At 36.9% G+C, this 23,421-nt stretch carries 23 protein-coding genes; 4 read left to right on the forward strand and 19 right to left on the reverse strand.

The window, feature by feature from the left end; genetic code table 11:
- Positions 1 to 101: 101 nt before the first annotated feature.
- Genes rsmA through IGL98_RS13820 form a run of 3 tightly spaced genes read right to left on the reverse strand, consistent with a single transcriptional unit; the run spans position 102 to position 2,343 of the window.
- A complete protein-coding gene (gene rsmA / locus IGL98_RS13810) occupies positions 102 to 983 on the reverse strand; it encodes a 16S rRNA (adenine(1518)-N(6)/adenine(1519)-N(6))-dimethyltransferase RsmA (protein WP_069646296.1) in 882 nt (293 codons plus the stop codon).
- The gene (gene rnmV / locus IGL98_RS13815) at positions 980 to 1,576 is read right to left on the reverse strand and encodes a ribonuclease M5 (protein ID WP_206842950.1); all 597 of its coding nucleotides are present in this window, start codon (positions 1,574 to 1,576) and stop codon (positions 980 to 982) included. Before rnmV ends, rsmA begins: the two co-directional genes overlap by 4 nt.
- On the reverse strand, positions 1,573 to 2,343 hold the full coding sequence (locus IGL98_RS13820) for a TatD family hydrolase (protein WP_206842951.1): 771 nt from the start codon (positions 2,341 to 2,343) through the stop codon (positions 1,573 to 1,575). The genes rnmV and IGL98_RS13820 overlap by 4 nt, the downstream gene beginning before the upstream one ends.
- A gap of 153 nt (positions 2,344 to 2,496) precedes the next feature.
- Between IGL98_RS13820 and IGL98_RS13825 the strand changes: the two genes are divergently transcribed.
- Together IGL98_RS13825 and IGL98_RS13830 are read left to right on the forward strand one after the other, a co-directional pair.
- On the forward strand, positions 2,497 to 4,671 hold the full coding sequence (locus IGL98_RS13825) for a HelD family protein (protein ID WP_206912019.1): 2,175 nt from the start codon (positions 2,497 to 2,499) through the stop codon (positions 4,669 to 4,671).
- 177 nt (positions 4,672 to 4,848) lie between these two features.
- Complete coding sequence (locus IGL98_RS13830) at positions 4,849 to 5,439, forward strand: hypothetical protein (RefSeq protein WP_206842953.1); 591 nt, start codon at positions 4,849 to 4,851, stop codon at positions 5,437 to 5,439.
- Between the two features lie 125 nt (positions 5,440 to 5,564).
- Here IGL98_RS13830 and IGL98_RS13835 read toward each other — a convergent pair whose 3' ends face one another.
- The 13 genes from IGL98_RS13835 to IGL98_RS13895 all read right to left on the reverse strand — a co-directional run bounded on the left by IGL98_RS13835 (position 5,565) and on the right by IGL98_RS13895 (position 19,357).
- Positions 5,565 to 6,791, reverse strand: a complete 1,227-nt coding sequence (locus IGL98_RS13835; RefSeq protein ID WP_206842954.1) for a hypothetical protein — start codon at positions 6,789 to 6,791, stop codon at positions 5,565 to 5,567.
- A 194-nt stretch (positions 6,792 to 6,985) separates the two neighbouring features.
- On the reverse strand, positions 6,986 to 8,995 hold the full coding sequence (metG, locus tag IGL98_RS13840; protein ID WP_206912020.1) for a methionine--tRNA ligase: 2,010 nt from the start codon (positions 8,993 to 8,995) through the stop codon (positions 6,986 to 6,988).
- A gap of 162 nt (positions 8,996 to 9,157) precedes the next feature.
- Positions 9,158 to 10,336: an NAD(P)-dependent malic enzyme gene (locus IGL98_RS13845; RefSeq protein ID WP_206912021.1), complete on the reverse strand. Its 1,179-nt coding sequence runs from the start codon at positions 10,334 to 10,336 to the stop codon at positions 9,158 to 9,160.
- A gap of 27 nt (positions 10,337 to 10,363) precedes the next feature.
- The gene (gene fumC / locus IGL98_RS13850) at positions 10,364 to 11,731 is read right to left on the reverse strand and encodes a class II fumarate hydratase (protein ID WP_206912022.1); all 1,368 of its coding nucleotides are present in this window, start codon (positions 11,729 to 11,731) and stop codon (positions 10,364 to 10,366) included.
- Positions 11,732 to 11,868: 137 nt separating this feature from the next.
- A complete protein-coding gene (locus tag IGL98_RS13855) occupies positions 11,869 to 13,257 on the reverse strand; it encodes an amino acid permease (RefSeq protein WP_206912023.1) in 1,389 nt (462 codons plus the stop codon).
- Between the two features lie 83 nt (positions 13,258 to 13,340).
- Entirely contained in the window at positions 13,341 to 14,204 is an 864-nt protein-coding gene (locus IGL98_RS13860) for a GRP family sugar transporter (RefSeq protein WP_206912024.1), read from the reverse strand.
- A gap of 100 nt (positions 14,205 to 14,304) precedes the next feature.
- Positions 14,305 to 14,703, reverse strand: coding sequence for a hypothetical protein (locus tag IGL98_RS13865; RefSeq protein WP_206912025.1), 399 nt, complete (start codon positions 14,701 to 14,703; stop codon positions 14,305 to 14,307).
- 236 nt (positions 14,704 to 14,939) lie between these two features.
- Positions 14,940 to 15,164 carry a hypothetical protein gene (locus tag IGL98_RS13870; protein WP_206842962.1) on the reverse strand — a complete coding sequence of 75 codons (225 nt, stop codon included), beginning with the start codon at positions 15,162 to 15,164 and terminating at the stop codon, positions 14,940 to 14,942.
- Positions 15,165 to 15,196: 32 nt separating this feature from the next.
- Complete coding sequence (locus tag IGL98_RS13875) at positions 15,197 to 16,561, reverse strand: T7SS effector LXG polymorphic toxin (RefSeq protein WP_430604801.1); 1,365 nt, start codon at positions 16,559 to 16,561, stop codon at positions 15,197 to 15,199.
- Positions 16,562 to 16,879: 318 nt separating this feature from the next.
- Positions 16,880 to 17,356, reverse strand: coding sequence for a hypothetical protein (locus tag IGL98_RS13880; protein ID WP_206913202.1), 477 nt, complete (start codon positions 17,354 to 17,356; stop codon positions 16,880 to 16,882).
- A 16-nt stretch (positions 17,357 to 17,372) separates the two neighbouring features.
- A complete protein-coding gene (locus tag IGL98_RS13885; protein WP_339099575.1) occupies positions 17,373 to 18,710 on the reverse strand; it encodes a T7SS effector LXG polymorphic toxin in 1,338 nt (445 codons plus the stop codon).
- On the reverse strand, positions 18,711 to 19,058 hold the full coding sequence (locus tag IGL98_RS13890; protein ID WP_206911646.1) for a DUF3958 family protein: 348 nt from the start codon (positions 19,056 to 19,058) through the stop codon (positions 18,711 to 18,713). It abuts the gene before it with no gap.
- Positions 19,055 to 19,357, reverse strand: a complete 303-nt coding sequence (locus IGL98_RS13895; protein ID WP_206911647.1) for a TIGR04197 family type VII secretion effector — start codon at positions 19,355 to 19,357, stop codon at positions 19,055 to 19,057. Before IGL98_RS13895 ends, IGL98_RS13890 begins: the two co-directional genes overlap by 4 nt.
- A gap of 1,048 nt (positions 19,358 to 20,405) precedes the next feature.
- Here IGL98_RS13895 and IGL98_RS13900 point away from each other — a divergent pair.
- On the forward strand, positions 20,406 to 20,699 hold the full coding sequence (locus tag IGL98_RS13900; RefSeq protein WP_206911648.1) for a hypothetical protein: 294 nt from the start codon (positions 20,406 to 20,408) through the stop codon (positions 20,697 to 20,699).
- Between the two features lie 46 nt (positions 20,700 to 20,745).
- On the opposite strand, the gene sapS is transcribed toward IGL98_RS13900, so the two are convergent.
- From sapS to IGL98_RS13915, 3 genes are all read right to left on the reverse strand, one after another.
- Positions 20,746 to 21,771, reverse strand: coding sequence for a two-component system sensor histidine kinase SapS (sapS, locus tag IGL98_RS13905; protein WP_206911649.1), 1,026 nt, complete (start codon positions 21,769 to 21,771; stop codon positions 20,746 to 20,748).
- Between the two features lie 14 nt (positions 21,772 to 21,785).
- Entirely contained in the window at positions 21,786 to 22,460 is a 675-nt protein-coding gene (gene sapR, locus IGL98_RS13910; RefSeq protein ID WP_069646313.1) for a two-component system response regulator SapR, read from the reverse strand.
- A gap of 130 nt (positions 22,461 to 22,590) precedes the next feature.
- A complete protein-coding gene (locus tag IGL98_RS13915; RefSeq protein WP_206841889.1) occupies positions 22,591 to 22,800 on the reverse strand; it encodes a hypothetical protein in 210 nt (69 codons plus the stop codon).
- A 161-nt stretch (positions 22,801 to 22,961) separates the two neighbouring features.
- On the opposite strand from IGL98_RS13915, the gene IGL98_RS13920 reads away from it, so the two are divergent.
- Positions 22,962 to 23,291, forward strand: coding sequence for a nucleotide pyrophosphohydrolase (locus tag IGL98_RS13920; protein ID WP_206841886.1), 330 nt, complete (start codon positions 22,962 to 22,964; stop codon positions 23,289 to 23,291).
- Positions 23,292 to 23,421 lie beyond the last annotated feature (130 nt).

Consider the following 23,421-nt stretch of genomic DNA (forward strand, 5'->3'; position numbering starts at 1 on the left):
AGAACTTTCAGTATAAAATTTTGCTAAGTTACGTAGTATACTAAAAAAATAAGTTGAGAAAATTTAGTATATTTTCTCAACTCACTTTTTACATTATTAGGTTAACGATTTTTTTCCAATACATTACTTAAACGGCCAAACTCTACTAATGATAAAGTTTCACCACGACGTGATGGATCAATTTCAGCTTCTGCTAAGCTTTCTGTCAGCCAAGCTTTTGTTTGATCATCTTTTCCGTAAAAATGAATCAAATTGTTCCACAAGGTTTTTCGACGTAATTGAAATGATGCTTTTGTCAATTTGAAAAATTCTTTTTCGTTTGTTACTTCAACTGCTGGTTTATCTCGTTTGATTAGTTTAATGATCGCAGAATCAACGTTTGGTTGCGGAATAAAAACTGTTTTCGGTACAATAAACGCAATACTTGCTTCCATAAAGTATTGAACAGCGATCGATAATGAGCCATATGCTTTCGTTCCAGGTTTGGCTGAGATTCGGTCGGCAACTTCTTTTTGCATCATGACGATCATTTCTTGTACAGCTAAATCAGATTCTAAAAAGTGCATCATGATCGGTGTTGTGATGTAGTACGGTAGATTGGCCACCACTTTGATCGGTAGCTCTTGTTTGAAAACCTCATTCGTTGTCCCCACTAAATCTGCTTTTAGCACATCATTATGAACAACTGTGACATTCTGATAGGGACTCATTGTATCTTCCAAAACTGGAATCAAACGATCATCGATTTCAAATGCTAAAACTTGTGCAGCATTTTTAGCCAGCTGTTCCGTTAAAGCACCAATACCAGGACCTACTTCTACTACATTAGTTTGAGTGTCGATTCCTGCAGTCTCTACGATTTTCCGTAAGATATTCGGTTCTGTTAAGAAATTTTGGCCTAAACTTTTTTTAAATGAAAAGCCGTGTTTCTTCAAAATTTCTTTGGTTCTTGAAGGGGTGGCTATTTCTTTATATTCTGTCAAATTGATTCCTCCGATTTTTCACTAGGTAGTGCGTTTAAATCGTTCATAGCTTTTATAAGTTCTTTTTCTGTAATGCGGAACATTTTTAAACGTTTGGTCAATTGTTTGCTATTTGTATAGCCAATACGCAATTCATCGCCTAATTTTTCGCGGCGTTCTTTTGCATGAGCTCCCGCTATTAAACCATATTCGATCAGCGTTTGTCTAGGGATTTCTTGATAATCATCTGTTTCATTGATTGGTGTCACCATTTTTTCTAGCGCTTCTAAAATCGCTTCGTCACCGGCATGTTCCACACCTAAGCTACTCCCTTTTTTTTTGGGCGTAGCAAGCTGACGTGAGAGAAATGCATGCTTGGCATCAGGAACCACTTCCATGATCGTTTTACGGATTTTTTCACCTGAAAAATCTGGATCGGTAAAAATAATGACACCGCGCGTTTCTTGGGCATGTTCGATTTGTTCCAAAATATCATCATTAATCGCTGAACCAATTGTCTCGATCGTATCTGCATCTACAACTTCTTGGATTCTTCTTGTATCGTCTTTTCCTTCAACGACAATGATTTCCTCAATTCTCAGCTTATCTGTCATTTGGCTAACCTGAATAAGCGATGGGCGTTATTTGTTGTATGCTCTGCTATTTCTTCAAACGGTACTTCTCGTAGCTCCGCGATTTTTTCTACTACATAACGAGTATAACCTGGTTCATTGCGTTTACCACGATAGGGTACTGGTGCTAAATACGGTGCATCTGTCTCGACTAATAAACGATCTAATGGAACGGCTTTCGCTACTTCTTGTACTTCTAACGCTTTTTTAAATGTCACAACACCGCTTAAAGAAATGTGCATGCCCATATCCAAAAATTTTTCCATCCACTCAGGATCCCCACTAAAGCTATGCATGATTCCGCCAATATCACGAATATCCTCTTCTTTTAAAATCTTATACGTGTCTTCCATCGCATCTCGAGTATGAATACTGATGGGTAGATTTATTTCTTTGGCAATCGCGATTTGACGACGAAACACACGATCTTGCACTTCTTTTGGATCTTCCATCCAGTAATAATCTAAACCGATTTCACCTAAAGCAACTACTTTAGGTGTCGTTAATAATTGCTGCAGATTTTTCTCGATTTCAGGTGTGTAGCTTCCCGCTTCGGTTGGATGCCACCCGATAATACTTTGGATTTCTTTATATTGTTGGCTAAGTTTCAGAGACTTTTCAATCGTCGGCGTATCAAAACCAACCACTGCCATCTCCGTTACACCTAATTCTTTAGCGTGTTCAATTGTTTCTGGAATATCTTCATTAAATTGTTCTGCGTTTAAATGGGTATGAGAATCAAAAATCATGTTCATTCACTCCTTTGTCTTCTATACTTTATCACATTTTACCCAAAATCTGAATGGACAGCACCGATAAATTATCAGCTTCTTATAATTGCTTTATCTTCAAAAATAGCTTATACTAATCGGTCACGGCAATTTATGTCAGGAGGAACCCATATGTCAAATGATCGCACACAAGAAACCCAACATCTGCAACAGGTTTATGAGGAATTAAGCCAAGCAAAAGATACTTATCAAACCGCTATCAATGAAGTCAATACCACTGGAAAATCGGTGCTGGAGCAATTTAGTGGCGACACGAAACTAAATTTTGATAGTTACTCAGATAACTTAGAAACATTTGCCAAGATGGAAATGAAAAATCGAGAAATCGATCAGTTAAATATCCAAAATGAAACGGCTGCTAAGCAACTAGAGAAAGTCGAACGACTACTGAAAGTTCCTTATTTTGGAAAAATCGATGTGACATTTTTAGATGATGATTCCGATCGTGATGTTTTTTATATCGGCATGAATGATTTTACCAATCTAGATGGTGAATCTAGAATCTATGACTGGCGTTCACCAATTGCTTCACTTTTTTACAATAATGTTTTAGGCGACAGCAGTTATCATGTCAATAACAATGAAATTCCTGTTACATTAAATCTAAAAAGACAATTGATCATTGAGGAAGATCGCTTGATCAACTTTTTTGATACTAGTCTTGCGATTCAAGATGATATTTTACTTCACTCACTTGAAGCGGATTCTTCTCAATATATGAAAGATATCACGACCACGATCCAACAAGAACAAAATGAGATCATTCGTGATGAAAGTCATCCCTTGCTTTTAGTCAACGGAATTGCGGGTAGTGGAAAAACGTCTGCGATCATGCAGCGAATTGCTTATTTACTGTATAATCACCGGAAACAAATTACTGCTGATGATATTTTACTGCTTTCTCCTAATTCAACTTTCATCGATTATATTTCTCAAGTATTACCAAATTTAGGTGAGCGCAATCCTTTGAATTTAACATTGTTACAATTTCTTAAATTTACCTTTCGTGAAAAAGAACCAATCGAAAGTGAGTCAGCCTATTTCAAACGAATCACTGCGGAACAAGTAAATGCACAACAAAAAGTAATTCAATCACAAGAATTTGTTCATTTCATTCAAGCTTTCCAAGACCCATCTTTGATTCAACAAACGCTGTTTCAACCCATTTTGTTCAAACGAAAACCGATTTTTTCTGCTGAATTGATTTATAGTTTGTATCAAGAAACACCAACGACTTTATCAATCAGAGATAGACTTTCAGCAACAAAAGAAAAGCTCTCAAGTTTATGGAGTCGTTACTTGCTCAAACAATCAAAATCTAAACAAATGATCGATCAAATGCAAGACTTGACTGAAGCTGAGCAATTACGTTATTTTGACACGACATTTGCTGAGGAAGATGAGGAACAATTAGCAGAGTTCGCGCTTCAACGATTACAACAAAAATACCGTAAAGTAGTGGATGCGATTGCTGAATTTGCTTGGTTTGATCAATGGTTGCTTTTTGAAGCATTGTATCAACTTTACCAAGAAGATTCATATGAACGAGCAACGACTGCCTATACTGCAGATGAAGTGGTCATTTTGTTACTGCTTAAAGATAAATTTATTGAAGATTTATCGAATCGTCAAATGGCGTTTATTTTGGTGGATGAAGTACAAGATTACACGGAAGCTCAAATTCTGTTGTTGCTTAACTTATTCCCACAAGCAAACTTTACCTTAGCTGGAGATGAAAATCAGGCTATTTTCAATACCTCGATCAGTTTTATGGATCTCAAAGAGTTATTATCTGCTTCCAGCCGTTCAGTTACTTCTTATCAATTATTGAATAGTTACCGTTCAAGTAAAGAAATCACTCAGCTATTTCAAACTTTAGTGACCAATCATGAGAAACTCAAGATTGTTTCTATTCGAAAAGATGGCGAGAAACCGGCGTTTATTTCTTGTGAAGATGAAACGGCATATTTAGAGACACTTACGTCACTTTTGGATTCACTAGCGCCTGAGGAAGATACTGTCGTGATTACAAAAACAGCATCAGACGCAGACTTATTGAAACAGCAGCTTCTACAAAAAAATAGCACTATGGATGCTCAAATTCTTTCGATCGATATGGCTAAAGGGCTTGAGTTTGATAATGTGATCATTCATGATCCTTCTAATGTGCGTTATGGGACAACGGAAAGAGAGAAGAAGATTCTTTATACAGCGATTTCTCGTGGGATGAAACAGGTGTTTCTGCCTTATGTTGGAGAGCTTTCTGAGTTGTTGAAGACTACGTAATCTCTCTCTTTAAACATCACGTACAAAGAAATTAACGTAATAAAATTAATTCACTTTATTTAACAAATTCTTAAAAACATCAGGCTAAAAAACCGACTTTAGCCTGATGTTTTTTTCCCTATTCAGCAGTAAACTTAACTCCAGTCTGATTTTCAATTTGATAGGAGTGAGCGCTTTTTGAAGTATTTCTTCGAAGAATCCGACTTTCTAAAATCAACGATCCAAAAGAACGTAACGATTCAAAGAAAACCGCAGGTCAATACGATTTGGCATTGGGTATTGTTGATTCTCTTTGGTCTGTTGGCTTACGGTACCATGACACAGCAGTTTGTTTTGATAGCGATTTTTATAGCTATCGCAGCAATTGTCAAAGGCCCTTTAATGCTCTTATGGGGAGCTATTTACTCGTTTCTGATCGCTTTTTTCCCTCCACTTGGGATTGTTTTATCGATTCTATTTTTCTTGATAAACCTTGGAACCATAGCAAAAAGTTGGCGAATCTCATTAACAAGTGCCTATTTTTATCTAGTTCCTCTACTTGGTGGAATCCTTCGAGCTGTTATTAAAGATGAGCCTAATGATATCGTTTTGATTTTTGTTGCGTGTAGTCTATTAGGATTGCATTTTTTACTTAATTGGCTGTATAAAAACAACAGTTTGAGCCGAACCTTGACTTGGTCGATCATTAGCGTACCTTATGGGATATTGATCATGCTTTTACCGACTCGTTTCCGTAGAGTTAAATCAAATAAAAAATTAAAATTTTAGTAGTCGATAATCAGAAAAAAACAGCCTCCCATTTATCATGGGAGTGCTGTTTTTTCTGATTAGCAATGATGCGTCAAAACTATTAACTCTGGACACATTGCTGTGCTACTTCACTTACTGTATCTTTAGACTGTTCCAGCATTCAAGGCTTTGTCTAACGCATCATTTAATTTTTTCATTTGCTCTTCATTGAAAATTTTTTTCGCGCCTTCACGAACTTCTTTTGCATTTTCTTCTGTTATAAGACTAGGGTTTGCTTCGATTTGTTTGATCATTTCATTTAATTGCTCGTCCATCGCTTTTTGAATCTCTGGATCATCTTTTAAATCATTATAATTGATTGAATCATCATCTAAATCTAAATCATCTGAACCCGCTCCAGTGATAGTAGATAAAATATCCTTCAATTCATCTTGACTGATGATTTCTTTTTTACTTGGCATCTTGATTTTTTGATCATTTTTTTGCGGCGTAACGGCAATTGTCATCACGATACTCATTTTAGCATCTTTATCATCGGTAGCAGCCATAGACATTTCCATATCAAGCGCTTTTGTTTTTTGATTGATGCTGATTTTAACATCCATTTTATCTAGATCATTTTTTAGTGACTTGATCGCATCTTTCATTTCTTTTGCATCATCTGATTTTTTGTAGTCTTTATCTTCTTTCGCAACTTCATCGATTTTTTCCATCATCTGAATGATTTCTTTTTTAGTAAACGTGTGCGTCACGACATCTTTGTCTTTTGTAAATGATTTTTTATCAAAGCTTTCGATAAGTTTTTTCATTTCTATAGTCATTTTAGAGTTTTCCGCATTTGTAAACGTCTTATTCTTAAGTGTATCTGTTTTCTTATCTAGTTTTCCTGACGTCAATGTATCGCCTGCTTCAGCAATATCGATATATTTTCCTTTTAGTTTGTTTAAATCGCTTTTGCTAAGTTCAACTGGATAGCTAAATGATTTCGCTATATCCAACATACCTGAAATAAAACCAGTCGACATATAATATTTATCTTTATTCCCAACGAATTGGAAAGGTAATTTTTCACCGAATAAATTCGCCGTGATTTCCATTTCCATTGCATCGGTCTTGTCATCGATCGCATATTTCCCATCAATACTCATATCTTTTAATTGGCTAGCAAACATTTTCACATATGCTCCACCTTCATCACCATCATAAGTCAAATCCTTGATCTTCATCTTAAAGCTTGCGGCGTTGTATTCATCACCTTTTGAACTAAACAACTCTTTTGTAAAATCTTTTCTTGGATCTGATCCACAAGCTGCTAATAAAAAGATTACGACTCCTGTAATGATCCCCAACATATACTTCTTCATTTTCATCCAACATTCTCCTTGTTTATTACTTAATTTTTTTGGTACTAAAATAATGATACAATAAAATATATCATTTTGATATAAATTTTGATAATAATCTTCATTTTCTTATATTTAGGGCAAAAGAGCCAAAGTGTCTGTCTAGTCTAAACGTAGACAAACACTTTGGCTCTTTTTATTTAGAAACTCATTTTCTTAAACTAGGCTATAACAGCACCATTCGGCATTTCTTTTGGCGCATCGACGATTTGTAATTTGCCTTCTGGTGATTCAGCAGACAGAATCATTCCTTGGCTGATCTGGCCACGCATTTTTCTTGGTTTCAAGTTCGCTACGATCACGACTTTTTTCCCAATCAAAGCGCTTGGATCTGGATAAAATTCGGCAACCCCTGAAAGAATTTGACGATCTTGTTCATCACCTGCATCTAAGCGGAATTGTAATAATTTATCTGCACCTTTGACTTTTTTACAATCAATGACTTCGGCTACTTTTAGTTCTACTTTATCAAAATCTTCATACTTAATTTCTTTTTCTTTTGTCGAAAAAAGTTCTGTTTCTTCTGGGTCCCATTTGATTTCTTCTGTTGTTGTTTGCGTATTTTGAGACATTTTCTTTTGAATATAAATCACTTCTGCTTCGATCTCTAAACGAGGGAAAATCGGTGTTCCCTTCGCAACAACTTTGATTTCTGTCGGAAACTCACCGAAATGAATCTCTTCCATATTCATCGTATCAGGATCTAAACCTAATTGTTCAAAGATTTTTGTTGGTGTTTCTGTCATCACTGGTTGTAAAAGAATTGCTACGATCCGCAAACTCTCAGCTAAATGAACCATGACACTATCCAACTCATTTTTCTTCTCTTCATCTTTTGCTAAAACCCAAGGTTGTGTTTCATCAATATATTTATTCGCACGTGAAATCAAGATCCAAACTTCGGCGATTGCCGTGTTGAATTCCATTTTTTCCATTGATTCATGATATTTACCGATCACATTAGCGGCTGTTGTTGACAACTCACTGTCAAAAGGGGTAACTTTTGAAGCATATGCTGGGACATGTCCATCACAGTATTTATTGATCATCGCAATCGTACGGTTCAATAAATTCCCTAAATCATTCGCTAAATCATAATTTAAACGTGAAACAAAATCTTCTGGTGTAAAAACACCGTCACTACCAAATGGAATTGCACGCAATAAATAATAACGCAAGGCATCTAATCCATAGCGATCGACCAAAATTTCTGGATAAACGACGTTGCCTTTAGATTTAGACATTTTTCCATCTTTCATTAATAGCCAACCATGACCGAAAATTTTCTTTGGTAATGGTAAATCTAAAGCCATCAACATAATTGGCCAATAAATCGTGTGAAAACGGACGATTTCTTTTCCAACCATATGAACATCTGCTGGCCAATATTTTTGGAATAAGCTGTCATCTTCTGATCCATAACCTAATGCTGTGATATAGTTCGACAACGCATCGATCCAGACATAAACAACATGTTTTGGATCATTAGACAAAGGAATGCCCCATGAGAAGGTCGTACGTGACACAGCTAAGTCTTCTAAACCTGGTTTGATGAAGTTATTGATCATTTCATTTTTACGTGATTCAGGTTGAATGAATTCTGGATGTTCATTGTAATAAGCCAATAAACGATCCGCGTATTTACTCATACGGAAGAAATAAGATTCTTCTTTGACTAACTCAACTTCATGACCACTTGGTGCTTTCCCACCAATTACTTTGCCTTCGTCATCACGGTAGACTTCTGCTAATTGCGTTTCAGTAAAGTATTCTTCATCTGAAACAGAATACCAGCCTTCATACTCACCTAGGTAGATATCACCTTGTTCTAATAAACGATCAAAGATTTGCTGAACTGCTTTTTTATGGTAATCATCTGTTGTACGGATGAATTTATCATAGCTGATATCAAGTGTTTTCCATAGTTTTTGAACATCGGCCGCCATTTTATCGACATATTCTTTTGGTGTAACACCTAATTCTGAAGCTTTATTTTCAATTTTTTGTCCATGTTCATCCACACCCGTTAAGTAAAATACGTCAAAGCCCATCAAGCGTTTGTAACGGGCCATCGCATCGCAGGCAATCGTAGTGTATGAATTGCCGATATGTAGTTGTCCGCTTGGATAATAAATCGGGGTGGTGATATAAAATGTTTCTTTTTCTGACATGTAGAAACATCCTCCTTCTAGCATTCTCTTGAATTTACTCCTAAATAGTATACCATACTTGGCTTTATTGAACTAGAAATCCTTGTATTTTCTCCATATAAAAAAAAGTTCCACCAGCTCCATCTTTGAAAAACTGGCAGAAACTTCGAATTAACGTTGTATTTAAACTCTGATCACACCATCTTGAACAGCTGCTTCAGCGACTTCTCGAATGATAACATCCACTAACGCTTGATTGAAAGGAGAGGGAATAATGTACTCACTCGTCAGTTCTGATTCTGGAATGATTTCCGCAATTGCTTTTGCTGCAGCTAATTTCATATTTTCAGTAATTTTCGTTGCACCAGCGACAAAAGCTCCTTTAAACAAACCAGGAAAAGCCAAAACATTATTGATTTGATTTGGATGATCTGAACGTCCCGTTCCAACGACTGCTGCACCTGCATCGATTGCATCTTGATAATCGATTTCTGATTCAGGATTAGCCATTGGAAATACGATAGCACCTTTGTTCATCGCGGCTACCATTTCTTTCGAAACCAATTTAGGTGCAGAAACACCGATAAAAACATCTGCTCCCACCATCGCTTCCTCTAAAGAACCAGTGAAGTTTTCAGGATTCGTGATTGCGACAATTTCTTTTTCTAAAAAGTTCATTGGTCTTTCCATCGTTTTAGATAATGCACCATCAATATTAAATGCGATGATGTTCTTCACGCCAAAATGGTGCAGCATTTTTATGATTGCACTACCAGCCGCTCCTGTTCCTGATACAACAACTTTGATCTCATCGACTTTTTTATGAACGATTTTCAATGCATTGATCAACGCTGCAATCGTGACGATTGCTGTTCCGTGTTGGTCGTCATGAAACACAGGAATATCCAGTTCTTCGATCAAGGTACGTTCGATCTCTACACAGCGAGGAGCAGAGATATCTTCTAAATTGATCCCACCAAAAGTTGGTGCCATGGCTTTGATAATGTTGATGATTTCTTTTGGGTCTTTCGTATCTAAACAAATTGGAATTGCATCGATTCCAGCAAATTCTTTAAACAATAATGCCTTCCCTTCCATAACTGGTAATGCCGCTTTGGGGCCAATATCACCTAAGCCAAGGACTGCCGTTCCATCTGTCACCACAGCGACAGTATTTCCCTTCCAAGTATAGTCGTAGACTGCATTCGGATTTTCATTAATTTTTCTACAAGGTTCTGCCACTCCTGGTGTATACGCTAAAGATAAATCCTCTTTTGTTTTTACCTCAACTTTTGAATGAATATCGATTTTCCCACGCCATTGTTCGTGTGCTTTTAACGCTTCTTCGTAAATATCTGCCATATTTTCCCATTCCTTTCCATATTAACCCTATTTATTTCCTAGCATTTGCTCTGGTTTGACCCAGCTGTCGTACTCTTTTTCAGTAACAAAACCTAAAGTCAATGCGGCTTGTTTTAATGTTGTATTTTCTATAAAAGCTTTTTTAGCGATCTTTGCCCCTTTATCGTAACCGATATGAGGATTTAATGCTGTTACAAGCATCAAAGACTGTTCCACATATTGAGTCATTTTTTCCTGATCCGCTTTGATTCCGATCAAACAGTTTTGATCAAAAGAACGCAATCCATCGGTCAATAATTCAATACTTTGAATTAGATTATACGCCATTACCGGCATATAAACATTAAGTTCAAAGTTTCCCTGTGAAGCGCCGATTCCGATTGTTGTGTCATTTCCCATGACTTGAATCGCAATCATCGTCAATGCTTCACATTGCGTTGGATTGATTTTTCCAGGCATGATCGAACTGCCTGGTTCATTCGCTGGAATCGTGATTTCACCTAACCCACTGCGAGGACCACTTGCCATCCAGCGAATATCATTGGCCATTTTCATGATATTGGTAGCCAGCGCCTTTAATGCACCTGATGTAAATACAATTCCATCTTTACTAGCTAATCCATGGAATTTATTTGGATCTTCTGAAAATTGATTCTTTGTCTCTTCATTTAATGAGCTAAAAAATAGGTCAATATATTCTTTTGAAGCATTCAATCCAGTTCCTACCGCTGTACCTCCGAGCGCCAATTGTTTAAGCTCACTCAACGTCAACTCTATCATCTGATAACTATGTTCCAGACCAGAACGCCAGCCACTGATTTCTTGCGCAAAGGTTACCGGTGTTGCATCTTGCAAATGCGTTCGGCCGATTTTTATAATTTTCTCATTCTCCGTTTCAAGTTTTTTCAGCGTTTGAATCATTTGCTTCAGCACAGGGAATAAATACTGTTCAATCAACTGAACAGCGGCTACATGAATTGTCGTTGGAAAAACATCGTTTGAACTTTGAGACATATTGACATGATCATTAGGATGAACTGTCACACCACTATCAGCTGCTAAATGCGCAATGACCTCATTAACGTTCATATTTGTTTGTGTACCGCTGCCTGTTTGCCACAAAGATAATGGAAATTGATCATTTACCGTGCCATTAATAATCTTGTCTGCTGCGTTTTGAATCGCTTGACTGATCGTTGAGTCTAATTTGCCTGTTGCTTCATTCGCTTTTGCCGCATTCTTTTTTACTAACGCTAAAGCTTGAATAAGTGCTGCAGGCTTTTTTTCGATACCGATATTGAAGTTCTGTCGGCTACGCTCGGTTTGCGCTCCCCAAAGTGCTGTCTCAGGCACTTGAATTTCTCCCATAGAATCTTGCTCGATACGATATGACATTCTTTCACTTCTCCTCTTTTCTTCCCTAGTTACTATCACTATACTGTAAACGAATCACGATTTACAGTGAAACTCTTCTATTCATGAAAAAGAAACATAAAAAAATCAGTAACCATTATGATCACTGATTTCTTCCTTTAATTTTTAATTTTGCCTTCATTACTATGTTTATATCCATAAGCAAAATAAATAATAAACCCTAAAACCAATGCTATTGCGAATGCTTTCCAAGTTGCCGCTTGCAATTGCACCATCAAACCAATACTTACGATGACAAGCAAAATTGGGACAAAAGGGACAAAGGGAATTTTAAATTCCCCTGGTTTAGGATCGCCTGCTACTTTTCTCAGACGAATAATACCAATCGCCATCACGATCAAATACATCAAGGTCACAATATTCGTCAACTCAGCCAAAAGCTCCATTGGAACGAGACCTGCAAAAATCATTGTACAAACACCTGCGACATACGTTGCATTTTTCGGTGTGCGATTTTTTTCATCGATCTTACTCATAAATTTCGGTAGTAAACCATCTTTACTGATAGCATAAATAATTCTCGCTAAACTATACATCATCGAAATCGTCACAGTTAAAAGCGTTAAAATCGCCCCAACCGAAATCACTCCAGCCACACCATCACGCTGTACAAAACGCATCGCAAATGCTACTGGATCTTTCACGCCAAGCGCATCAAACGGTACGATTCCTGTTAAAATCAATGTTACGATCACGTATAAAACAGTGGCTATGATGATCGACCCAATAATTCCTTTTGGGATATCTTTTTGCGGATTTTTCACTTCTTCTGCAGTCATACTAACTGCATCAAACCCTAAAAAGGCAAAGAAAACGACAGCAGCACCACTGAAAACACCTGAAAAACCGAACGGCATAAACGGCTGCCAATTACTTGGTTTTACATAAAAAATACCGACAACTAAGAAGAGTGCAATGATCCCAAACTTAACAAAAACCATCACATTATTCAAACGCAAAGCGGTTTTAGCTTCTAACGATACCCAAAAAGTAACAGCTAGAAGTACCAACATTGCAATCAAATCAACATATGTCCCATTCGCTGGATTATATGCGCCACTCAACGCTTTAGGTAAATCGATCCCAAGGCTGTTCAAAAATCCGTGCACATAACCGGACCAGCCAGAAGCAACAGACGAAACCGCTAGAAAGAACTCACAAATCACCAGCCAGCCCGTCATCCAAGCAACCAATTCTCCAAACACCACATACATATATGCATAAGGCCCACCAATTGCTGGAATTCTTGATGCAAACTCTGCATAACATAGGCCTGCTAAAACAATGGCTCCTGCTGCAACTAAAAACGAAAGAGATAACGCAGGTCCAGCGTATTGTTCAGCCGCAACACCTGTCACGACAAAAATTCCTGTTCCAACGATTGCACCGATTCCGAGCATGATCAGGTCCATTGTTTTTAAATCTTTTTTCATCGAACTTGGCTCACTTGAGACAGCCATCAGTCCTTTTTTCCGAAACATCGACATTTCTTTTCCTCCAATAAATCAATCCATTTTCTAGTCTTAATAATTGTAAAATTTCCTCATGAAAATAAGCGTAAATATGACATTTACGCTTTCATATACCCTAAAAGAATACCACCTAAAATAACGAATAAGCAACCAATTATGACATATCTCATTTCTTTTTTAGACTTGCGCTCACCAAGTAAGTAAATTCCACCTAAAGTTGAAATGATGATTCCCATTTGAGACAAAGAAAAGCTGATTGCCAAACCAATTTGACGCATCGTCAGCAACATACAAATATTCCCTAGTCCCCATAGAAGTCCACAGCTCATATTTCGCCAAACATAACGATCCAGTTTAACCTTTTTAAAGGCAAAGAAGCTCGCACCAATCAACATTCCGATACTTTGAGGTAAAATAATCCCCATCGGATCGAGTCCAGCCGCATTGATAATAATCGTATACGCCCCATAACCGATCGTTGAAACGACCAATGCTCGCAAACCCTTGTTAAAATCAAACATCTTATTGGTTGTTTTCACACCAGTCTCATCATCTTGCCGAGACGTCAAATAAGCACCCAAGACCAATAAACCAAGTGCAATAAATCCTAAAATAAAATCTCTACTGCCTTTCCATTCATGGAAAAATACAGCACCAGCAATCGTATTGACGATCAACTGCATTCCAGTTGAGACAGGTAATCCTACAGATACACCTAAATATTTCATGCCGTGAAATTGTTGATTTTGCCCAACACTCCAGAATAGCCCTGACAAAATACCGATTACGATCATTTGGATACTGATTATCGGCTGGACAATTAAAAAGACAATTACCGAAAAGAACAAGGCGCCAATAGTCATGCCAAGTGTCTGCTGATTCGCACTACCGCCCATTTTACCGCTGACAAGACCAATACTGCCCCAAGCAAACATTGGTATCAACGCTACTAATATCTCCATAATATGCTCCTATCAAAAGTATGATAGTTTAAGTCTAACAATAAAAGCGTTTGCTATACAACTATAAGATAGATAAAATTTTAATAGAATTTCTCTCATTTTAAAATAGGGTTTTTAGATGTATTTGCCCCTTGCCTATACCCCATAATGAGCCGCAACTGCCGACCATCCCATTTTCTTTTAAGAAATCAATGTTAGCTTGACCATGTCCGCCACCTTTCATTTTAGACACTTTTCCTGTAGAAAAATTGACAGTAAAATCTCCGATATCAGCATGGTTCAAACTTTGTTCTGGAATTTCAACTTTAGGCACTTTAGCCCCACTGGCTTTCTTATAACCCGAACTTCCCTTACTTTTATCTCGATCCAGTGTATGATTCTTTCCACCTTTACTTCCTTTTAAAACAGGATTTTTAGATGGTTTCGTCCCTTTACTAGTAAACCCTTTTGACCTATGATGAGCCGCAACAGCGAGCGAGTGCTTGTTTCCAGGCTTCATGTTCGGAAAAGAAACTTGCGGAATGTGCGGCAGATGATTTCTGGATATGCGAAAAACGGTATCAGTATTTTATCTACTAATACCGTTTTAATAACTTCAACTCATCTTTTTGAACTTTTCTACAATAAATATTTTTAGCTTTTGTTAGCCACCGGCAACTTGATTAGCGAGATTCCTATTACTAATCAAGGTTCTATCTTCTCTATTTCCGTCGGGTGATAGAGTGCCTTTTTATTTTAAAATTGATCTTTTATTTCTTCCCAAATCTCACGAATAGATTTTCCATTTATTCGTGCATTATTCAGCAAATCTTCTGAGTTTTTAAACTCTTGAGTTTCTCCGTCAACTTCAGTTAAGTAATTCCCATCAGAATTTTGACTAATCCAAAACTCTTTATCTTTATAATAAAAATTGTATTCTTCTCCGTAACCTATACTTTCTTCCATTTCTTTATAGTTCATAAATTTATAAGCCTCCATATTCCATGTGTTTTTTATTCTCTAGTAGGTTTTCCATTAGGATCGTACTTCCACTTATGCTCGTGAGGGTACTCAGGATGTTGTTTAGGATTACCATGATTTGTCATATCAACATCACGCACAGCTTTTCCAGTGTCATCATAAAAACGTCTTGTAGTAAGTTCTCCTTTAGAATCTAAAATATCTACACTACTATTAGGTTCACCAAATGGTCCTGGATTTTTATTGACCTTAGTGTGAGCTTTAGATGGAGTTATATCAATTTCTTTGCCCAAGTTATTTTTAATAATATCTTTAGCCCCACTTGCTTTCTTATAACCTGTACTCCCCTTGCTCTTATTTCGATCCAGTGTATAATTCTTACCATCCTTACTTCCTTTTAAAACAGGATTTTTAGATGGTTTCGCCCCTTTACCAGTAAACCCTTTCGCCCCATAATGTGCCGCAACAGCCAACACTGCGATTGCACTTGCAACTGCCGACCATCTTTGCGCTTTTTCTAAATCTGTTAATGGCTTTCCCGTTTTCTGATTAATCCCCGTTCTTAATTCTTCTGCCATGATTTTGAAATAATCATCTACGAGGTTATTTTCTGGTTTCATCAAAATAGCTAAATAATCTTTATACTTCTGATTAAATTGAAAATCCGCTTGCGAGACTTTTGTCGGATCGGTCACCCACATCCAAACATACGCACCTGTTGCTAACTGAACTCGGCAATATTGGCGGCCTTTCATCCCTTCCGCAAAGTTCTTCGCACGTTTGTTTTCTAACTCTTCTGCTCGTTTTCCCCATCTATCATTGATCGAGGTCGCCCACGTCATATCCAGTTTTCCAATATCAAACGTACCCGAAGCCGCATTCCAGGCTTTACATCCACTAACTTGGGCTATTCCTCGAGCGAGTTCTTGTTCGCAGGCTTCGTATTCGGAAAAGAAACTTGCGGAACGTGCGTTATAATCATGAAACTTCTCTAACTGCTCTCTTTTTTTGGCGATACACTCGCAAGCATTGATATAACGGCGTTCTAAACTTGGCTGGACATCTTTGGACACGAGCATCTGGTGTTCTAAATTCTGTTTCAGCTGTTCGAATCGGTTGATTTGGCTCATGATTTGGTCTTCGTCTATATCGATACTTGCAACAGAACTTTGATACTCACTGATCAGTCGTTTATGCGCATTTGCCATGGCTTCTCCTGTCATAGTAACAGAACGACAGATTGGTGTATAGACCACATTAAAATAGCGTTTCGCTGAATCATAGGCTTGGCCTGATAATGGTGCTAATAAAAATTGTGCGATACTTTTTTCTAGCGAGTTGATTGCTTGGCTCGCTTCTTGATTCATGCGTGACGCGTCGTTTGCTTGCGCTTGCATTTCACCAACATAAAATTTTAACCCAATTACTACGTCCCCTTTTGATTAGGCGAGTTATTTCTTTAAACGGTTGTTTGTTTTCTGTTTAAAACTTTTTTATCCACTTCTTAGAGTTTTATTTTAATACACGAAAAACGGTACTAGTGGTTGTTCACACACTAATACCGTTTAAATGACTGTAAATTACCTAGTTGAATTTTTGTATAATAAATACAGTTAGCTTTTTGTTAGCTATTGGCAACTTGATTAGTGAATTCACGCTTACTAATCAAGGCTTTACTATCCGACTCCAATCGAATAGTACAGTGCTCTTTTTACTTAATTTGAATTATATTCTTCTAAATCTTTAGATACAGACGAATATTCTTTTATAAATTCTTCAATAATATTTATATCTTTTGACTTGACTAATAAAACTGTACCATCCCATGAAATAAATTCTGTATCTCCTAAAGGATGAATTATTTCTATTTTTGGTCTCCACAACGTTTCATTCCCATCTGCTACTGGTAGAGGAACCTGCAAAATATCTTTGAGTTCAGTGCCATTGGGAAAGCTTGTAAATACTCCCCAAATAAACATTATTTCTTCTTGATTAAAAAGCTCTTTTAATTCCGTTCCTTTTAGCCAAGCATATTCTTTGTCTATTGGTATCTGTTCAAATGGATAGATATTACATTCATAATTACTAATAAGCCACATTTTCTCTAATTCTTTTTGTGGGAGTAAATTAAATATTTCTGCCATATTTGCTACATAACCTGTTTTTAATTCACTAATTATTAATCCTTTCATAATGAGCTCCTATCTATTATTTTGATGGCCTTGGTTTTTTAGGATCTGACCAATCCCAAATATGTTCATGTGGAACTTTTGGATGCATTTTAGGATTACCATGGTCAGTATGATGGATATCTTTAATGACTCTTCCTTTATCGTCAAAAATTCTTTCACTAATTAAATTACCATTTTTATCTACTCGCTTTATCACTGTATTTGGTTTGTGTATTGTAGGTATTTTACTATTCGTAGTTGTCTCTACTGTCAGTTTAGCCCCACTGGCTTTCTTATCCCCCGAACTTCCCTTACTTTTACCTTGATTCTTCCCATCTTTACTTCCTTTTAAAACAGGATTTTTAGATGGTTTCGCCCCTTTACCAGTAAACCCTTTCGCCCCATAATGTGCCGCAACCGCCAACACTGCGATTGCACTTGCAACTGCCGACCATCTTTGCGCTTTTTCTAAATCTGTTAATGGCTTTCCCGTTTTCTGATTAATCCCCGTTCTTAATTCTTCTGCCATGATTTTGAAATAATCATCTACGAGGTTATTTTCTGGTTTCATCAAAATAGCTAAATAATCTTTATACTTCTGATTAAATTGAAAATCCGCTTGCGAGACTTTTGTCGGATCGGTCACCCACATCCAAACATACGCACCTGTTGCTAACTGAACTCGGCAATATTGGCGGCCTTTCATCCCTTCCGCAAAGTTCTTCGCACGTTTGTTTTCTAACTCTTCTGCTCGTTTTCCCCATCTATCATTGATCGAGGTCGCCCACGTCATATCCAGTTTTCCAATATCAAACGTACCCGAAGCCGCATTCCAGGCTTTACATCCACTAACTTGGGCTATTCCTCGAGCGAGTTCTTGTTCGCAGGCTTCGTATTCGGAAAAGAAACTTGCGGAACGTGCGTTATAATCATGAAACTTCTCTAACTGCTCTCTTTTTTTGGCGATACACTCGCAAGCATTGATATAACGGCGTTCTAAACTTGGCTGGACATCTTTGGACACGAGCATCTGGTGTTCTAAATTCTGTTTCAGCTGTTCGAATCGGTTGATTTGGCTCATGATTTGGTCTTCGTCTATATCGATACTTGCAACAGAACTTTGATACTCACTGATCATTCGTTTATGCGCATTTGCCATGGCTTCTCCTGTCATAGTAACAGAACGACAGATCGGTGTATAGACCACATTAAAATAGCGTTTCGCTGAATCGTAGGCTTGGCCTGATAATGGTGCTAATAAAAATTGTGCGATACTTTTTTCTAGCGAGTTGATTGCTTGGCTCGCTTCTTGGTTCATGCGTGACGCGTCGTTTGCTTGCGCTTGCATTTCACTAACATAAAATTTTAACCCCATTTACTGCGTCCCCTTTTCTTCCTCCATTAGCGCCTTGCGTTGTTCTCGATAGGTTTCTTCTTCCGCTTCCCATAACTGCTTTTTCGTTCTGGTTAATTCTGTTTCTTTGTCTTCTAGGATTTGCTGTGCTTTATTGGATTGGTGTCGACTATCTACACCTCTATCTTGAAAATACGTTCGGTCTTCTGGTGGAGACGTTGCAATCACTTCTGAATACAAGCGCTGTTCTTCTTGATTAATACAGTAAAGGTCTTCTTGCTGTTTGCTGATTGTCCGAAGTTCTCTTGCGACTAGATCTTGTTCTGTTTGAATCGTTCTTAACGTTGCTTGATAACTGGCTTCTGTCATTTAAACCACCTACTCATCGGTGACGCATTCATTTGAAATTGTTGTGATGCTTTTAGATCGATTTCTGAAAAATCTTTCGCGACAGAGTTAATATTTTTACCAGCAGCTACAATGCTGGTTGCAAGTTGTTTGATATCTTGTCCAAATGTCGTCGTGGTTTCTTTTGCTTTCGCATTGCCAGAGATGTTTGTTCTGGTCGCAACATTGGTTGATCCTTTTATGTTGTTTAAAGCATTCGCTGATTGGCTAAAAGAAGCTGATACATTTCCAGCTACAGATAGGCTACTTTTGATCCCCATATCTTCTCTCCTTATTGTACTTATAGATAAAATAAGTATAACAAACCAAACACATAGAAACAATTGTATTTTCAACTTAGAGAGATAGGAATACTCCATTTGAATCAAAAAAAATTACAACTTTAATTATTCAACTGATTCTTTATTTGTTGTTTTTATGTCTATCTTCAGGAAAAATGTACGTTGATGAGGTCCATTCACGCAATCAAAATAAGTTTTTTTTGTTATTTTTTCTTATATATAAGGGAGCAGTTTTTCTTGTTATTTAATGAGGTTTACGAGGAAAATTAGGTTGCGTGTTCGCATTCTTTTCGTATATACTGAAAGAGTAGAATAGAAAATTAAAAACAGAATATATAATTAAATTGGCACTTCAAAATCTGGCGACAACCAAATATTTGAAGCCTTGTAAAGACAGCATCAACTGCCCAAACAAGTTGCCAATAGTGCTAGCAACATGTACTAGCTTCTTTTCATGTACCTGAATTCCCCCATTTTTTTATGGGTTTCTTAACTTTTGGGTTGTTTTAAAAGAAGTGGTAGATGATTTTTAGAGACTATTGTTGACGATATTGGGAAGTTTCCCAGTATCGTTTTTTCTATTCTACAAATTCAAATAAAGGAGGTTTACTTCAAATTAAAACAAAAAAAGGCACTTTATCACTTGGCGACAACCAACTGATAAAGCCTTGCATAGACAGCATCAACTATCTATACAAGTTGCCAATCGCTAGCACAAAGTCCTAGCATTCTTTATTGTACCCAATTTTACTAGATTTTTCTAGTCCGTTCAGAAACTTTTTGTTAAAATCATGTACTTTATAAAGTCTGCAAACTCCGCTAATGATTGATAACGGTATTGGTAGTTCCAGAAAACGCCAATAACGTTTTTTTGTTTTACCCTAAAAAGAAGGCGATAGAAATCTACCAGACTTACACTATACAAGTCATTTCTACCGCTAGTTTTAAAAAGTTGCCTAAGTCAATGCGTACATTCAGAAGCGCTGAAGCACGAAATTCAGCGCTTCAAAAAAAGGAGAGAACCACCATGAAAAAAGAGCTACATAATCTAAAAGCAATTCCCTATCAAGATATCACCGATTTACAAGATTTATTGGATCGTCTAGAATCTTGGCAAGAACCACTCGCCGTATTAGATCATTTCTTCCAATTCCGCACAGGTTCGATCAACAAGAAAAAAGTCCTCAAAGAATACTACGCAAGTGGTCATTTGTTCCACGCCTTTTTTACAGAATTTATCCGTCTAATGGAAGCAGAACAAGTCAAAATCGAAAAGTTGGATCGTGAAAAAAAAGTACTCACTCACCTTACTGAAAAGTAAAAAAAAGAGTGTTGAGAAATAAATCAATTATTTCTCAACACGCCTATTATCTTCGTTCATTAAAATAACTCAAAAAGGGAAACAACAGCTTCATCGTCGTGCCTTCTCCTTCAACGGATTCCATCGTCAATTGATGGCCTAATTTATCCGCAAGGCTTTTCGCCAAATATAACCCTAACCCTGTTGAATGCTGCTCACTGGTTCGACCATTTTCTCCTGTAAATCCTTTGTCAAAAATACGGCGCTGGTCTTCTTTAGGAATACCGATTCCAGTATCTTTCAAAGATAACCAAGCCCCTTCTTTTGTACGTGAAAGGATAACCGTGATTTCACCGCCAGCAGGAGTATACTTGATTGCATTACTGACCAGTTGTTTAAAAATAAACGCTACCCACTTTGCATCGGTTAAAATCATTTGATCATCACCTTCGATGGAAAAGCGCAGGTTCTTTTGAATAAAGTAATTTCCCTGTGTACGAATCACAGATTGAACAATTTCTTTCAGTGAATATTCCTGAATCAAATAATCTCTAGAAAAACTATCCAATCGAGCATAATAAAGCACTTGTTCTACATATTCATCGATTTTTCCTAGCTCATTTTCGACTAAATAATATTTCTTTTCAGGAATATCATCTTCGATCGATTGTAAAATCAAATTGACAGCGGCTAAAGGAACTTTGATTTCATGGACCCATGAATCGATGTAATCTTTTTGATCCTGTTGATTATTGATTGCTTGCTGCATGATTTGCTGATGCTCAACCAACAAGCCATTGATATAGTTTTGAACTAATGTTTCTTCTGCCTTTGAAGCCTCACTTAGATAATGTTCCAAAGAAGGCGGGTGTTCTGAAATATCCAAAGAACGCCACCAGCGTTTTTTTAATGAATAATCGATTGTCATAAAAAGTAGTAAAAATAATCCTTGTAATAATACCAAATAACCAATCACAGATGGATTCACGACCATGTCTGGAGATAGCCATAAAATAAAGCACGTCACACCGATAAAAAATAGCCAGCCAATCAACAGAAGCCAATGATCTTTTAAATACTTACCAATTGTCATTTTCTTCTCCTATTCTATGGTACGATGTAGCCTTGTCCCACTTTTGTTTCGATATACCCTTCAAGACCTGCTTGCTCGATTTTTTTTCTCAAACGATTGATATTGACGGTCAAGGTATTATCATCTACAAAACGCTCATCTTCCCACAACGCGCGTAACAATTTCTCTCTTGTTAAAATTTTTCCGTGTTTCTTGATCAAAATATACAGCAGGCGATATTCATTTTTGCTTAAATCGATTACTTCGCCGTTGATTTCCATGCTACCATTATCAACATTTAACGTGATTCCGTTATGTGACATGACCTCACTGCCGACCTCTGAATAATTATATGAACGACGCAGCAATGCATTGATTTTTGCGATCAATACATCGATCTGAAATGGTTTTGTGACAAAATCATCCGCCCCCATATTCATCGCCATGATCATATCCATATTCGTATTTCGACTAGAAATGAAAATGATCGGAATTTTAGAAATTTCACGGATTTTCTGACACCAATAATAGCCGTCAAAAACGGGAAGATTAATATCTAACAACACCAACTGAGGATCCTCTCGTTGAAAATCTTCTAAAACATTATTAAAGTCTGTCGTTCCAAATGTATCAAACTGCCATTTCTGCAATTCCTCGCTGATTAGCTCACGAATTGTTGTCTCATCTTCTATGATCATGATTTTTGCCATCATTTACCCTCCAGTTGTTTCTTTCTATTGTACCTTATCAGAAAAACTTCGTCATTCATATAGGACTTTTAGCCGAGATTTGAACAAAATAAAGCAACGCCTCAAGCTCTTATCTTCACTTTTTCAAAATTTACTCCAAAACAGCTACGCCACTATCTGATATTGCTTTTCCAATAAACAAAAAGACCCCATCCAACAGTAAAATCGTCATATTCACACCGAAAAAGATTGATAGTTTTTCGATTCCTTGGATCTTTTCTTTTGTTCTAAGAATTAGATATAAAATAAAATTACTACCATATGTAAAAACCGTCAGCACCATAACTAGTTCTATCAACATTTTTTTATCCTCACCACAATTCCCATTTTTTTGTATACACTTTCATTTTACGCTAATCAAGTTTTTTTTTAAAGGAAGAATTGGTTCTTTACTTATTTTAAAAAATAAAAACAGCTTCTATGCTAAAATAGACAATAAATAGAGATGTTAGGAGAATATATATGAACGAATTGATCCAAGAAATTAATGATTTTCGAGATGAACGAAATTGGCGTCCCTATAACACACCAAAAAGTTTGGCTATTTCCATTACTTTAGAAGCTTCTGAGCTGTTAGAGAACTTTCAATGGTGCTCTAGTGAAGAAGCTGTTGCAGCAACTTTTGAAAATATCCAAGAAGAATTGGCTGATGTCCTTATCTATTCACTTATGCTGGCCTCGGATTTGGAATTAGATGTTCCACAAATCATCCGTGAAAAATTGAAGAAAAACGCTTTGAAGTATCCTGTTGTTCAAGAAGCAGCAGCAAATGATTCCTCAATATCGAAATAAAAATAGAGATCCTCAATCAAAATGGTTTAATTCGTTAGAGATGAGCCAATTTTTATATAAAATATCTCAAGGTTGTTAGGGTCCACTTAGTGAAAGAGATACTTTACACACGAAAAAAGCAATTATCTTG

It is taken from the genome of Enterococcus sp. DIV0840 (assembly GCF_050527835.1).
GTDB classification, from domain to species: domain Bacteria; phylum Bacillota; class Bacilli; order Lactobacillales; family Enterococcaceae; genus Enterococcus_L; species Enterococcus_L ureasiticus.